This is a genomic window from Nocardioides yefusunii (genome assembly GCF_004014875.1).
Lineage (GTDB): Bacteria > Actinomycetota > Actinomycetes > Propionibacteriales > Nocardioidaceae > Nocardioides > Nocardioides yefusunii.
In genome coordinates this window covers 1,645,513-1,659,123 of record NZ_CP034929.1, presented here as the reverse complement: position 1 = coordinate 1,659,123, position 13,611 = coordinate 1,645,513, and the positions used below count along the sequence as shown (strand labels likewise).

The window sequence follows — 13,611 nt, the reverse complement described above, 5'->3', positions numbered from 1 at the left end:
ATGCACCCGGCCGACGACGTCTCCCTTGATCCCCTCCCCGTGTGGCGTGCCCTCGTGGTCGCGCACGACACCACCATGCGCGCCTTCGCTGCGGCGTTCAAGGAGCACAGGTTGACGGTGTCCCAGTACGACGTGTTGCTGCGTCTGCTGCAGAACCGGCCCGACCCGATCCCGATGGGCGACCTGGCCGCCGCTCTGCTCTACAGCAGCGGTGCCGCCACCAAGGTCGTCGATCGCCTGGAGGCACTGGGGCACGTCCGACGCAGCCGAGCCATCCATGACAAGCGCGTCGTGCTGGTGGAGCTGACCCAGGCCGGGCTTGAGGTGGCAGCCACCGCAGCGCGCAGGCACGCCGCCGACGTACGTCGCATCGTCGGCGAACTCGCCTCTCCCGAGGAGGCTGCACACGTGACGGCCTTCCTGGAGCGCCTGACCTTGCGGGCAGCGGCGGACAGCACGTCCTGACGTCCGGCCTCAGCCCCGCACGGCAAAGGAGGCCCGGAACCCGGAGCCGTCCTTGCTCCCGCCTTCCTCCACCGTGAACGGCAACCGGCGTCCCGAGGCCAGGGAGACGTCGACGACGCACGTGTGGTCCTGCCACGCGACGCCGCCACCGCGCTGCTCGCGGTGGCGGCACGCCACCAGCACCTCGCCCCGGGGGTCCGCAGAGCGTCTCCACGCGACCTCCGAGCCTTGGATCGTGGGTGAGGTGAGACCGAAGTCCCGTTCCACCACCTGCACCAGGCGTTCCATGTGACGAGCGTGATCTCCGTGCCCCGCGATCCCCCTCCACAGGAGGACGCAGGCAGCGGCGACCAAGAGCGCCACCGCACCCCAGCGGAGCGTGCTCCCGGCCCGAGTGGCGAGGCGTGTGGTCACGAGCGGGCGAGGGCGATCTCGCGCACGACGTCGTCGAGGTGTCCCGTCCCTGCGGCGATCTCGTCGATGAGGCTTCCGGTGCGGGTGGTGACCGCGCGTTGGGTCTCTGCTCCGACTGTGACCTCGTCCTGGGTCTGGCTGGCGTCACCGAGTGCGTCGAGGAGGGTGCGTGCGTTCTCGGCGACGGCTTGTCCGTCGCGGCGCACGCCGTCCACGGCGCGGGCGATGGCGTCGGTGGCAGCTCCGACCTCTCCGGCGAGTTGGCGCACCTCGTCGGCGACAACGGCGAATCCTCGTCCGTGGTGTCCGGCGTGGGCGGCTTCGATGGAGGCGTTGAGGGCCAGCAGGTTGGTCTGGGTGGAGATGCGGTCCACGCGCGTGGCGAGGGTGTCGATCTGCGAGACGGAGGCGTTGAGGCGTTCCATCAGGGTGGCGTTGCTGCGGGTGAGGGTCACGGCGTGCTCGAGGGATCGGCGGGCCCGGCGGGCGGCGGCGCCCATGGCGGAGGCGGAGCGATCGAGGGCGTGGACCTCGTCCCGGGCGCCGGCGACCTGGCGGAGGATCTCTCCGGTGGTGCGGTCGACGTCGTCGAGGTGCAGGTCGACGGCGGCGCGGGCCGCGAGGGCGGTCTGCGCGCGTTCGGCGTCGCGGGCGCGGGCTTCCTCCACCTCGGCGCGGGCTGTGGCTGCGACGGCGTGGGCGGCGATGGCTTCCTGCGTCTGGCGTTCTGCGTGGGTGCGCAGCGCGACGGCGTCAGCGGTGAAGCGCCACGACAGCGCCAGGGCGACGCACTGGGCGAGGAACAGGAGTGCGTGCAGGACGGCGAAGGCGAGGGGGTTGCCGAGGGCGCGGGGGTCGGAGAAGACCAGTGTCGGCATCCACAGGCCCATGGAGACGTGGTGAACGGCGACGAACGCGATGCAGACCAGGAACGGGGTCCATGCCTGGTAGAGCGCGACGAGGGCGGCGATCACGAAGAAGTGCATGTGGAGGTCGGTGAGTCCGCCGAAGATGTGCACGACGGTGGAGGATCCCAGCACGAGTGCTCCTGCGACGGCGCCTGAGACGAGTGCGGGGCGTCGGGTGTCGGCAGAGGCGAGCCATGCGGCCGCCATCGCCACGATCAGTCCCCAGGTGAAGGCGGCGGGGTGCTGTTGCTGCGCGGTTCCCCAGGTGGTGGTGGGCCACCACGCCGCGAGGGCGGAGAGGACGACGACGTGGATGCCGAGCACGCCGCGAATGACGCGGTGGCGGCGGGCGAACTCGGCTCCGGTGTGCTGGACACCGCGGGGCATCCAGGCACTGAGCGCTTCGGTGGTGCGCACAGCTCTTCCCTTCACTCTTAGGGATACAAAATGTCCCGTTAAATGAAGTGTGCCGCTTGCAGTCCGGTTTTGAACCGGTTTTGAACCACTCCTTGCTGTGAACGACCTCAGACGGCCGTCGCCACTCCTAGCTTCACCGCGAAGGCCAGGAAGACCATGCCTGCCATGCCCGTCGCCACCGCAGTCAGTCGTCGACGTCGGACCAGCGCACTCGCCACACGGGCCCCCGAGATGATCAGGACACTGAGGTACAGCGCGCTCGCGGCCTGCACCATCACCCCCAGCACGAGGAACGACAACCACGGGTGGGCGTAGTCAGGGTCGACGAACTGCACGAAGAACGAGATGAAGAAGAGGATCGCCTTCGGGTTGAGCAGGCTGATCCCCAACGCCTTGCTGAACGCCGCGCCTCCCCGGACCCCGACCCCAGCGGGCTCCTGAACCTCGTCCGAGGCGTCCCCGGCCCGACGACGGCTGCGCCATGCGGTGATCGCAGCGCGGATGAGTCCGATGCCGAGCCAGGTGAGGTAGGCAGCGCCGGCGTACTTCACGATCCCGAAGAGGACCGTGCTGGAGCGCAGGAGTGAGGCCGCTCCCCCGGCAGCCAGTGTCATCAACACCGTGTCCCCGGCCCACACGCCAGCGGCGGCGGCGAAACCGGGGCGGACACCGGCACGGGTGGCGGTGGCGAGGACGTAGAGCGAGTTGGGCCCGGGCAGCAGGATGACCACCGCGAGTCCGACGAGGTAGGTGGGGAGATCGATGACGCCGAACACGTCGTCGATGCTCGCACGGGGTCCGTACGATCAACACATGCTGACTTCCACTCTCCTGTGCCGTCGCGTCCTCCCTGTCGTGGCTCTGTCCACGTTGGCCCTCTCTGCCGTCGGGTGCGGCATCGAGAAGACCGACGACGGCACCGAGACCGCTGCCCCTGAGACCTCATCCTCGGCCTCACCGTCGACGGAGGGTTCGATCGGCTCATCCACCCCGGCCACCGAGTGCTCCTACCAGGGCGGCGGCAGTGCCGCGAAGAAGGTCGACCTTCCCCCCACGACGCCGAGCGTCACTGGTGAGGTCGCGGTCGAGGTCGCCACGTCGGTGGGTGCCATGAACCTGACCCTGGATGCTGCCTCTGCTCCGTGCACGGTGAACTCGTTCGTCTCCCTGGCAGAGCAGGGCTACTTCGACGACACGACCTGCCACCGTCTGGTCACCGAGGGCATCTTCGTCCTGCAGTGCGGCGACCCGAGCGCGTCGGGCATGGGTGGCCCGGGCTACAGCTACGCCGACGAACTGGACGGTTCTGAGACGTATGAGGCGGGGACGTTGGCGATGGCGAACGCTGGCGAGGACACCAACGGTTCGCAGTTCTTCATCGTCTACGCCGACACCCCGCTGCCGCCCGCCTACACCGTGTTCGGCTCCGTCGATGCCGACACCGTGAAGCTGGTGGAGAAGGTGGCCGCGAAGGGCAACGCCGCCGACGGCGTCGCACCGAAGCAGGCCGTCGACCTGAAGAAGGTCACCGTCGGCTGAGTTCTCCGGCACTGGAACGTGTCTGAACGCAGCAGCCCCCGTCCGGTGCTCCGGACGGGGGCTGTCGTCATCACGCTGGCATCGCAGCGACACCACAGCGTGGGGGGTCTCAGGCCTTGCGCTCCAGGACACCCTCAGGGGTGGCGAACTCGACGGGCTCACCGATCTGGACGGTGCGCGAGACCGAGCAGAGGCGGTCGCGGGACTGCTCCATGGAACGGACCAGGACGCCACGAGCGGCGTCGCCCTCGGGGCCCTCGGGGAACTCGACGTCGAAGGTGAGCTTGAAGTTCTTCATGTGGTTGCCGAGCTCGTCGCGGACCTTGTCGCCCTCAGCGGTGACGTTGAACTTCACGGCGTTGGCGCGCTTGCCGGTGATCAGGTCGACGTCGATGGAGCTGCAACCGGCGATCGCGGTCAGCAGGAGCTCGACGGGCGAGAAGTCCGGGTCGTCTCCGCCGGTGCCGAAGAAGATCTCGCCGCCTCGGCCGTTCTCGGCCTTGAAACGGTTGGCACCGATCTTGGTGAGCTCGACGGTGCGGTGGTTCTCCGGCTTCGGGGTGTTCTCCTCAGTCATGGACAAAGCATACGGAGCCATCTGGGGCCTCCCGTGCCAGCGGCCCCGGCTTGGACACTCCCCGGCACGGAGAACCTAGGCTCGTCACATGGCTTCTGCTTCCCCCCACGGTTCGCTCCCTCAGCGCGGTCCGCACCGTGTGGTCGAGTCCCCCGCGCTCGCGGCGCTGCTGGAGGCCAGCACGACCACTGCCGCCACCCCTGCCAGCCCGCGCATGGTGCTGCTGGACGTCCGCAGCCTTCGGGGCACCTACGAGGCCGGACACCTGCCCGGCGCACACCACCTGGACCCCACGGTGAGCACCTGGACCTCCCCTGACCCCGACCCAACGACGATCCAGGCGACCTTGCGGGCCCTGGGCGCCGACGACGACACGCTCGTGGTCACCTACGGCGGACACAAGGGCATCGAGGCCGGACGGCTGGCGTGGCTGCTGCAGTGGGCCGGACACCGATCCACGGCACTCCTGGACGGCGGCTACGAAGCGTGGTGGCGTCTGGGCCTGCCCACCAGCACCGAGGAGGTGCCCCCGGCCCGACCCGGCGACGTCACGCTGTCCCCACGGGAAGTGCTGACGTGCTCGACGCAGGAGTTGGCCTCCTTCGCGGCTCACCGACAGGCCGTCGACGTGCGGACCCGGTCCCGGTTCGGCGCCAAGGGTCCGTCCGGGGTGAGTGACCAGCGTGTGCCCGGGGCGGTGAACGTTCCGTCCACGGCGTTCGGAGACCAAGCCGGTCGAGTGCTGGATCCGGCGTCGATGCGGCTGCGGTTGCGTCGCTCGGGCGTGGACCCCGAACAGCCCTTCGCGGTGTACTGCGACGACGCGAGCGCGAGTGCGTGGGTGGCCTACGTCGCGCGGAACAACTCCCTGGACGCACGCCTGTACCTGCCGGGCTGGGCCGGCTGGCAGCGCGCTGCCGTCACGACACCTGTGTGAGCGTCCGACGACGGCGATTCACGCCCCACGCAGGGGCATGATCCGTCTACGCTGATCCCCGTTGCCGCCGAGCACGGGAAGGGACGCCATGTCCGACTGGGGACCTCTGTACTGGTTGATCGCCGCACTCCTGGTCGGCGTCGTCCTGACCTCGGTGGTGATGCCGTTCCTGCGCCCTCGGCCCCCGAAGCCGAAGCGTCCCGGCAAGCAGGGCACGGTCCGTTCCGGTGCCGGCTCCCAGCGTCGTCGCAACCCCGACGGGGTCCCAGCCTCGGTGCCGCTGGTGCTCACCAAGCACGTCAAGCAGCGCATGACCCAACGCGACATTCCCGAGGCATGGTTGCGCGGGACGGTCGCCAACCCGGTACGGGTCACCCCCGACACCAAGGAACGCAGCAGATGCTTCGAGCAGGTCTTCGACGACACCCACGGCAACATCACCGTGCGACACACCGTCAAGGTGTGGGTCTCCGACGCCGACGGCTGGCCCCCGCGCAAGGAAGCGGTGGTGAAGTCCACCGCGGCCCAGCGTTCAGCAGCGATCCGGATCCGCGGCGACCAGGTCGGTGAGTTCATCGGCAAGGGCGGCTCCGGGATCCGACGTCTGGAGTCGTCGACGGGTTCGAAGATCCACGTCGACGACGACGGACGCATCCTGATCACCGCCGACACCGTGGAGACCGTGCTGCGCACCCGGGCGATGGTCGTCGCCGCACTGCGTTGACGCTGGGTTGAGGCTGGGCTGAGGCTGGGCTGAGGCTGCACTCACCCCGTCCGGGGGCAACCCGCACGTCCCCGGCCCGATCTGCACCTCGACGCAGGCCTCACCCGTACCGCAGCGTTCTAGAGTGGATCGGGTGAGCAACCCGTACCGCAGCCTCCAGCACACCGAGGCGATCGCCCGCGCTGGCCTCCTCGACGTCACCCACTACGACGTCTCCCTCGACCTGGCTTCCAGCGAGGAGACGTTCGCCAGTCGCACGACGATCACGTTCACCTCCGGAGAGGGCGAGACGTTCCTCGACCTCAAGCCGGTCGCGACGCACGCGATCACCCTCGACGGCACCTCGTTGCCGGTGGATCTGCTGGATCGCGGCCGGGTGCCGCTGCGGCTCTCCGCAGGGCGTCACGAGTTGGTGGTGGAGGCCACCATGCGGTTCCGCAACGACGGTGAAGGGCTGCACGCCCACGTCGACCCCGCCGACGGGCGTCGTTACGTCTACGGGATGTCGTTCATGGACGCCGCCCCCAGCGTCTTCGCCTGCTTCGACCAGCCCGACCTCAAGGCTCCCTACACGTTCCACGTCACCGCACCGCAGGAGTGGACCGTCATCGGCAACGCTCCCGGTGAGCAGGTCGAGCCCGGCGTCTGGGAGTTCCAGGCCTCGCAGCCGCTGTCGACGTACTTCGTCACCCTGGTCGCCGGCCCCTACCACCTGATCACCGACTCCCACGACGGGATCAAGCTGGGCCTGAGCGCACGTCAGTCGTTGGCCCGTGAGTTGGATCGTGACGCCGAGGAACTGCTGACGGTGACGAAGCAGTGCTTCGACGAGTTCCACCGCCTCTTCGGGATCCGCTACCCCTTCGGCGACAAGTACCACCAGGCGTTCGTGCCGGAGTTCAACGCCGGCGCGATGGAGAACCCCGGTTGCGTGACGTTCCGTGACCCGCTGCTGTTCACCGGCACCGTCCCGCGTGGTCTGCGGGTGCAGCGCGCCACCACCGTGGCCCACGAGATGGCCCATCAGTGGTTCGGCAACATCGTCACCCCGCGCTGGTGGGACGACCTCTGGCTCAACGAGTCGTTCGCGGAGTACATGGGCAGCCGTGTCACCGCAGCCGTCACCCAGTTCGACGACGCCTGGACCCACAACGCGTGGGCCCGACGCCAGTGGGGTCTCGTGGCCGACCAGCGTCCCAGCACCCACCCCGTCGCCGGCAACGGTGCCGTCGACGCGACCGCTGCGCTGCAGGACTTCGACGGCATCTCCTACGCCAAGGGATCAGCGATCCTGAAGCAGCTCAACGCCACCATCGGCGACGACGTCTTCCTCGCCGGCGCGATCGACCACTTCACCACCCACCGGTTCGGCAACGCCACCATGAACGACCTCATCGGCTCCTGGGAACGTGCCGGGGCCGGAGACCTGACGGACTTCACCGCCGCCTGGTTGCGCACCGCGGGTCCCGACACGATCTCCCTGGACCGTGCCACCGGAGAACTGGTGCGCACCGCACCCGACACCGTCGCAGCGGGTGAGTCCTCCCCGCGTCGTCACGCACTTCAGGTCGCAGTCATCACGGGTGACGACACCGACGGCACCGACGTCCAGATCACCGACGTCACCCTCGACGCCGACCGCACCCCGTTCGTCGTCCCCACCGGCGCTGCTGTCGTCCCCGACCCCTACGAGGCCACCTGGGCCGCTGCCGTGGTCGACGACACCACCGTCACCGCGCTCCTGCCCGTCCTGGCCGGAGTGAACGACGGCCGTCTGCGTTCGGGCACCTGGAACGCAATCCGTTCCGCGTTCCACCAGTCCCGGCTGTCCCCGGCCCCCGTGGTCGAACTGGTCGCCTCGGTCCTACCGACCGAGACCGACGACGACGCCGTCACCACCCTGCTCCCGTTCGCCGCCAGTGCTGCAGCGCTCACCGACGCCCCCGGCCCGCTGTTGGCGTCCCTGCACACCGCAGCCCTGAACCGAGCCACCACCGCCGATCCCGGCTCCACGTTGCAGCTCTCCGCGTTCCTCGGTGCGGTCTCCACCACCGACGACGTCTCCCTGCTCGGCACCTGGCTCGCCGGTGACGTCCCCGCAGGCGTCGTCCTCGACTCCGACGTCGCGTGGGCCGTCCGGGTCCGTCTGGCCGTCCTGGGAGCCACCGACGTCGCCGAACTGGACGAGGCGTTGGCCGCAGACCCCTCGGCCAAGGCGCGCGTGGAGTACACCCGTGCCCGTGCCTCCCTGCCCGAGGCGGAAGCGAAGGCATGGGCCTGGCAGCGCTTCACCGGCGAGGTCGACGTCCCCAACTACGAACTCGAAGCCGCCGGCCTGGGCATGTGGCGCTCGGGCCAGGAGGAGCTGACCGCCGAGTACGCCGACGCGTTCCTCGACCTGCTCCCCAGCGCCGCCTCGGTGCACGCGGGCTGGGTGCTCGGCACCGCACTGCGGTCCTTCTACCCGCACACCGCGTTGACGGCCGAGTTCCTGAGCGCCGCTGAGGCTGCACTCGACGTCGAGGGCCTGGACCTGACCGTGCGCCGCAACCTCGTCGACGCCACCGACACCCTGCGACGCCGCCTCACCACCCGCGCACGCTTCGCCTGATCCACGTCAGGGAGAATTCTCCGGGCGACGCCCTCCCCCATGCTCCTCCCCCGAGCGTGGCGTCGCCCGGAGGAGAACCCCCATGCCTGTCCCCGGCCCGAAGCGCCGTTTCGCCCTGAGCGCGGTCCTCGCGCTCGTCCTGCCCCTGCTCGGACTCAGCGGTGCGTCAGCAACTGACGTCCCCGCGATTCCCGAGACCGAACTGAGCGGGTTCGCGGAGATCCGCGACCCGTACGTGTACGTCTCGACGCTCGAGCCCAACGAGCTGATCAACGCCGGTCGGGTGATCCACGTCGACACCGAACACGCTGACGACACCGGTTTCTGGTACGCCCGAGAGACCCTGCGACCCCAGCACGACTACAAGCCGCGTGATTTCCAGTGGTTCTACCAAACGTGGGGCACGACCTGCGCCACCCCCAACAACTTTCCCCTGTTCAGCCCGTGGATGAACACGTGGCAGTGCATGAACGCCCCTGAGCACGTGGCTACGTTCGAGGGCGCGGACAGTGCACGGTTGGCGTGTGCCAGCCGTGTTGCGGCTGAGCCGTGGCTGCTGCTGGAGTTGCGTACGATCGACGGCCGGTTGCAGGCCAACTGCTCGGGGCGCAACAGTCTGTCTGCGCATACGTCCATGAACCACGGGCTTGTTCCGGCTACCGCTGCCGAAGTCATGGAGTGCGCTCCGTGGGAGGCCGTGGGCTGCCGTGACAAGCAGTACGCGTGGTCGAAGGTGAAGAAGGACGTCGTGGCCGAGTTGTGGCGTCCGGCGCCCGACACGTGCACCGGCCTGCCGGCGGATGCGAACCGTCACAAGAGCACGGTCGCGAACCTCGAGGCGCCTGCTGATCCGGCGTGCACCGGTGAGGAGCTCGCGTCGAACTGTCCCGTCGGGTCGGTCCATGCGGCGTGCACCGTCAACGGGGCCCGTGAGCAGGGTTCGGAGAACCCGGCCTACGGCTGGGTGATCGCGGAGAAGCTGATCTACGCGACCGACGAGGTCACGAAGACGGCTACCGCGTCGAGCACCCAGACCCGCACGCGTAGCGGCAAGAGCGTCAAGGTCACGCTCCACGGCAAGTGGCGTGGCCACAAGGTCAAGCGCACGCAGAAGGGTGCGTCGAAGATCGTCGAGACCGCGAAGGTCACCGTGACCAGGAGCGTCACGCAGGACACCAAAATGAGCGCCTGGGTGGTCGGGGTCGGCCAGAGCGCTGCTCAGGCTGCCGCGCACGCGAAGAAGATCGGTGTGCCGACCGCGCTGCACCTTGTGACCGCGAGCTTCGCGAACCTGCACCAGCAGGCCTACGACCAGTCGAGGGCCATCGCGGCGCGCGATGCCCAGAACGAGGCCATCGGGGCTGCTGAGACTGCGACCTACCGTTCGGCCAACGCTGCTGAGATCGCAGCTGCGACCGTTGACACCCGCGCGAAGGCCGTGCCGCTGTTCAAGGGCGACATTGCCTCTCTGGAGAAGACCTACCAGAAGGCGAAGAAGCTCAAGGCGAAGTACGTCGCCGCGAAGAAGAAGTACGCCAAGGCGAAGACCGTGAAGAAGAAGCGCACGACGAAGAAGAAGCGGGACGTCGCGAAGAGGGACTACCAGACGGCGTCCAAGGAACATGCCTCGTTCTTGAGGTCGATGAAGGCGTGACCTCCACCCAGAACTGAGCGGAAAGTGTGCACTCAATGGCCCCAGCGGGCCTCCTGAGCCCCAAATCTGCACACTTTCCGCTCAGGTCATTAGTCCAGGTCATCAGCCCTGCCGTCGCTCCTGCGTCATGAAGGAGATGTAGCCGATCACCGACAGGGTCGACAGGAACACCAGCTCGTCCGACGGGTCGATCCACAGCACGTTGCCGATCGGCGGCACGTGTGCGGGCACGAACGGGGCGTAGTCGGTCGCCACAAGGACCAACGGAACACCGGGTGGTCCCACCTCCGCCCACGGAACGGGTGCTTCTTCTCCGCGAAGTCCGCGGTGAGGGTGTGCTCGGTCTCGTCCTCGGGGTTGAACCCGTTCAGGTTGGTCGCGTCGACGTTGATCATCAACTGGATGTGCTGCGCCGCATCCACCGCGAATTGATACCGAGCGATCAGGGCGTCACGCTGCCCGACAGCGGTGTCGGGGTGATCCAGGTCGCCGGGGATCAGGTACTCGATGAGTTCGTTGCACGCATCAGCCAGCACGATGGCCTCGCTGCCTTCCAGGAGACAGCCCCCGTCACGATCGCTCCCACCCGTCACTCACCGGTCTCCGCACCGGACACATGACGCCGGGCCCGCGGCCTGGCCTGGCGGATCGGCTCGCCGGCCAGCACGTCGTCCAACCCACGGGTGAGGTCCACCCACAGCCAGGCGTCGTTCAGCGACCACGACACCTGCCACGGGGTCGCCGCGGGGTCGCATCCCAGCCCCTCCACCCGCGTGCGGTCTCCCTCGGGGTGGTCGATCTGGTCGGTGTAGCGGTAGTGCAGGTGCCCGTGCACCACCAGCCGCGGGCGCAACGCCTCCACCACCCGCTGGATGCGGTCCTGGTTGGGCCAGCAGTCAGGGGTGTCCTTGCGGTGGATCCACGGGTCCGTGGCCCGCGGCTTGTCGTGGGTCAGCAGGACGTCGAGACGCTCGATGCGGTCGACGAGAACCTGCGCCTCGGCGTCCGTGGTCTCCTCGTCGGGGAACCACAGGCTCTCGGGCTTCCGGTGGCGCTTCTCCCAGTTCAACCGCTCCCACTTGTCGGTGGAGACGGCGCCGCCCAGGGCCCCGAACAGCAGCCCGTGCCACGTCCACACGTGCCCCCGCGGCGCATACGCGATCGCGTCACGCACGTGCACGAAACCGTCCTCGGTGAGGTGGGTGTGGTGAACGCGCAGGTGTCCCACGTTGTCGTGGTTGCCGTCGACGAAGATCCACCGCACACCGGCCTCGCGACTGCGCGCGTCGACGGTGTCGAGGAACTCCACACCGGACGGGTGGTGGGCCCAGTAACCGAAGTCGCCCACCTGGACGATGCAGGTGGCGCCGCGCCCCACCGCGACGTCGACGAGACGTCCGGCATGCTCGGCATCACCGTGGACATCGCCCACGAACAGGATGCGATCGGGCTGGCCCACAGCCGAAGAAGCAGACAAGGACGGAGAAGGGGACGGACAAAAGGGCAGAGAAGGGTCAACGGTCATGAGAACTCCCCGGAGAGATGGATGTGTCACCCTCTCTGTGTCCGGACAGCCCCTTTCTGCTCCCCGCCCCCACCACGGCTCATCCCACGCTCAGTTCGTGGGCACTCAGCCGCCGGTGTGGGGCAGCACGTCATCCACGGCAGCCGCAGACCCCTCCGACACCTCACCGCTCAGACGCCGACCAAGGGTCCCGCTTCCGGTCATCACTGGGGGTCGGGCCGGGAGCAACGTGCCGGCGGGTCGCTCTTCCTCGCCCCCGGTGTAAGGAAGTGCGACCACACTGCTTCTGAAGTCGCTCACCGTCATCGGATCCAGGTCCAACGTCACCGAGCTCCTCCCGAGAGGTCCCTCACCCAGTTCGCGCTCGAGTGCGGCCACAGCGTCGGCGAAGGTGAGGCGGTGGCCCTGCGGGATCCCCAGCGAGCCGGTGATCCTCCCGGACACGGAGTCCGCCTGGAGATCGAGCTTGACGTCATCACCGAACACCGCATGGCCGCCCTGGTACACGTGCTCGCGTGCCTGCTCAGCCGCGGTCGCGGAGAGCGCAGCTCCCCCGTGGACGTGGGTGTCACCACCGAACGCAGCAATGCGGGCAGCGAGATCGGGCGGAACGTCTCCCGTGAACCAGACGTCGACCCTGCGCCCACGTTCCTCTCCTCGAACTTCGCTGAACTGGGGGTGGTCCGAGGCCAGATCGATCACTTCGCTGTAGCGGTCCTCCCACAGCGCCCAGTCCACGACATCGTCGAGGTCTCGGCCTTCGTCGACGGCGATCTCCGTCAAGTCCGAGAGCCACATGGCGTCGACGCCCGGGTAAGCGGTGGGGACACCCTCCAGAGCCTCGTACGCCTCCAACTCGGCTTCCATCTCTGCCTCATGGGCGTCCTCGTCGTAGCCAGCGCCACCGGACAGGGTCCGCAGCCAGATCTCGCTCACACCGGACTGCCGGCCCGGCGCATCGTCGGTGGCCGTCACATCACCACTGACGGTGCTGATCCGCACCCGGTAGTACCCGTCGAAGAGGTCATCGGCATCGATCACCACGACCGAACGTTCACCCGACGCGACCACGGACCCGAGCCTGACCAGGTCAGGGGTGTCCTCGTCGGTCTGTTCGAGGTGGAACCGTGCACGCACCGGTTCACCGGTCGCGGACTCCACCTGCGCCGACAGCGTCACCTCCGTCCCGAAGACCGCCAGGATCTCACCCACCTCATCGCGCCAGACGGACTCCAACGGATGGGCCCTCGGGTCGTGAGGACGCGGGGTCGCGGCATCCACCACGAACGCAGTCTCCTGACTCCACTCCGACGAGGTGTGCCCGTCGTACCCACGTGCGCGGACGGTGTAGCTGCCGTCAGTGAGCGCAAGATCAGCCTCGTCGGCCAACGACCACCGAGCCCGACCGGAGCGGTGCACCTCCTCAGTGCGGCGCGAGGCCACCGTCGCACCCTCACGACGGATCTCGAACTCCGCACTGACCAGACCCTTCTCGGGGTCTGCCACCGTGACCGCGAACCCGGGGCGCGACTGCGTCACCACACCACCGGTGAGGTCCTTCGACGAGATCTGCGGGGCCAACGGCACGTCAGGGGCGACGTTGAACGCCTGACGCGCACCAGCACCAGCACCAGCACCAGCGCCGCGGACGCGCTGTTCACGCACCCACTGCCCGTCGGGCTGGGCGAAGATCCGCTCCGACGCGGTGCGCAGGGAGAACACTTCGACCTCGATGCCCAGTTGCCGTGCCTGACGAGCCGCATCGGCGGCCTTGCGCTCACCCGGACGTTCGTCGAGGTCTCCTTGGGGCACGATCCCATCGTTCACGGACCAACTCGCG

The 13,611-nt window shown here is 68.5% G+C and carries 14 protein-coding genes; 7 read left to right on the top strand and 7 right to left on the bottom strand.

Annotated features, from left to right (window positions below; translation table 11 throughout):
- On the top strand, positions 1-465 hold the full coding sequence (locus tag EOV43_RS07540; RefSeq protein WP_164878761.1) for a MarR family winged helix-turn-helix transcriptional regulator: 465 nt from the start codon (positions 1-3) through the stop codon (positions 463-465).
- 9 nt (positions 466-474) lie between these two features.
- On the opposite strand, the gene EOV43_RS07535 is transcribed toward EOV43_RS07540, so the two are convergent.
- From EOV43_RS07535 to leuE, 3 genes are all read right to left on the bottom strand, one after another.
- Positions 475-753: a hypothetical protein gene (locus EOV43_RS07535; RefSeq protein ID WP_128220685.1), complete on the bottom strand. Its 279-nt coding sequence runs from the start codon at positions 751-753 to the stop codon at positions 475-477.
- Positions 754-875: 122 nt separating this feature from the next.
- Entirely contained in the window at positions 876-2,204 is a 1,329-nt protein-coding gene (locus tag EOV43_RS07530; protein WP_128220683.1) for a methyl-accepting chemotaxis protein, read from the bottom strand.
- 107 nt (positions 2,205-2,311) lie between these two features.
- Positions 2,312-2,980, bottom strand: a complete 669-nt coding sequence (gene leuE / locus EOV43_RS07525) for a leucine efflux protein LeuE (protein ID WP_128220681.1) — start codon at positions 2,978-2,980, stop codon at positions 2,312-2,314.
- Between the two features lie 37 nt (positions 2,981-3,017).
- On the opposite strand from leuE, the gene EOV43_RS07520 reads away from it, so the two are divergent.
- Complete coding sequence (locus EOV43_RS07520) at positions 3,018-3,743, top strand: peptidylprolyl isomerase (RefSeq protein ID WP_128220679.1); 726 nt, start codon at positions 3,018-3,020, stop codon at positions 3,741-3,743.
- 109 nt (positions 3,744-3,852) lie between these two features.
- Here EOV43_RS07520 and EOV43_RS07515 read toward each other — a convergent pair whose 3' ends face one another.
- Positions 3,853-4,320: an OsmC family protein gene (locus EOV43_RS07515; RefSeq protein ID WP_128220677.1), complete on the bottom strand. Its 468-nt coding sequence runs from the start codon at positions 4,318-4,320 to the stop codon at positions 3,853-3,855.
- 88 nt (positions 4,321-4,408) lie between these two features.
- On the opposite strand from EOV43_RS07515, the gene EOV43_RS07510 reads away from it, so the two are divergent.
- From EOV43_RS07510 to EOV43_RS07495, 4 genes are all read left to right on the top strand, one after another.
- Positions 4,409-5,257 carry a sulfurtransferase gene (locus tag EOV43_RS07510; protein WP_128220675.1) on the top strand — a complete coding sequence of 283 codons (849 nt, stop codon included), beginning with the start codon at positions 4,409-4,411 and terminating at the stop codon, positions 5,255-5,257.
- Positions 5,258-5,345: 88 nt separating this feature from the next.
- On the top strand, positions 5,346-5,981 hold the full coding sequence (locus EOV43_RS07505; protein ID WP_128220673.1) for a KH domain-containing protein: 636 nt from the start codon (positions 5,346-5,348) through the stop codon (positions 5,979-5,981).
- A gap of 133 nt (positions 5,982-6,114) precedes the next feature.
- On the top strand, positions 6,115-8,592 hold the full coding sequence (pepN, locus tag EOV43_RS07500) for an aminopeptidase N (protein ID WP_128220671.1): 2,478 nt from the start codon (positions 6,115-6,117) through the stop codon (positions 8,590-8,592).
- 82 nt (positions 8,593-8,674) lie between these two features.
- Entirely contained in the window at positions 8,675-10,246 is a 1,572-nt protein-coding gene (locus tag EOV43_RS07495) for a hypothetical protein (protein WP_128220669.1), read from the top strand.
- Positions 10,247-10,348: 102 nt separating this feature from the next.
- Here EOV43_RS07495 and EOV43_RS15850 read toward each other — a convergent pair whose 3' ends face one another.
- Entirely contained in the window at positions 10,349-10,477 is a 129-nt protein-coding gene (locus EOV43_RS15850; protein WP_277745806.1) for a hypothetical protein, read from the bottom strand.
- 104 nt (positions 10,478-10,581) lie between these two features.
- On the opposite strand from EOV43_RS15850, the gene EOV43_RS07490 reads away from it, so the two are divergent.
- The gene (locus tag EOV43_RS07490; RefSeq protein ID WP_128220657.1) at positions 10,582-10,866 is read left to right on the top strand and encodes a hypothetical protein; all 285 of its coding nucleotides are present in this window, start codon (positions 10,582-10,584) and stop codon (positions 10,864-10,866) included.
- Here EOV43_RS07490 and EOV43_RS07485 read toward each other — a convergent pair.
- Both EOV43_RS07485 and EOV43_RS07480 read right to left on the bottom strand, forming a co-directional pair.
- Positions 10,836-11,678, bottom strand: a complete 843-nt coding sequence (locus EOV43_RS07485) for a metallophosphoesterase family protein (RefSeq protein WP_164878762.1) — start codon at positions 11,676-11,678, stop codon at positions 10,836-10,838. The two genes, EOV43_RS07490 and EOV43_RS07485, sit on opposite strands and share 31 nt — an antisense overlap.
- A gap of 198 nt (positions 11,679-11,876) precedes the next feature.
- A complete protein-coding gene (locus EOV43_RS07480; protein ID WP_128220653.1) occupies positions 11,877-13,583 on the bottom strand; it encodes a hypothetical protein in 1,707 nt (568 codons plus the stop codon).
- Between the last annotated feature and the right edge of the window lie 28 nt (positions 13,584-13,611).

Bases quoted from the DNA above. Each gene is read 5' to 3' on its own strand.
- EOV43_RS07540 (WP_164878761.1), top strand. From the start codon at position 1: ATGCACCCGGCCGACGACGTCTCCCTTGATCCCCTCCCCGTGTGGCGT.
- EOV43_RS07535 (WP_128220685.1), bottom strand. From the start codon at position 753: ATGGAACGCCTGGTGCAGGTGGTGGAACGGGACTTCGGTCTCACCTCA.
- EOV43_RS07520 (WP_128220679.1), top strand. From the start codon at position 3,018: ATGCTGACTTCCACTCTCCTGTGCCGTCGCGTCCTCCCTGTCGTGGCT.
- EOV43_RS07515 (WP_128220677.1), bottom strand. From the start codon at position 4,320: ATGACTGAGGAGAACACCCCGAAGCCGGAGAACCACCGCACCGTCGAG.
- EOV43_RS07510 (WP_128220675.1), top strand. From the start codon at position 4,409: ATGGCTTCTGCTTCCCCCCACGGTTCGCTCCCTCAGCGCGGTCCGCAC.
- EOV43_RS07505 (WP_128220673.1), top strand. From the start codon at position 5,346: ATGTCCGACTGGGGACCTCTGTACTGGTTGATCGCCGCACTCCTGGTC.
- EOV43_RS07495 (WP_128220669.1), top strand. From the start codon at position 8,675: ATGCCTGTCCCCGGCCCGAAGCGCCGTTTCGCCCTGAGCGCGGTCCTC.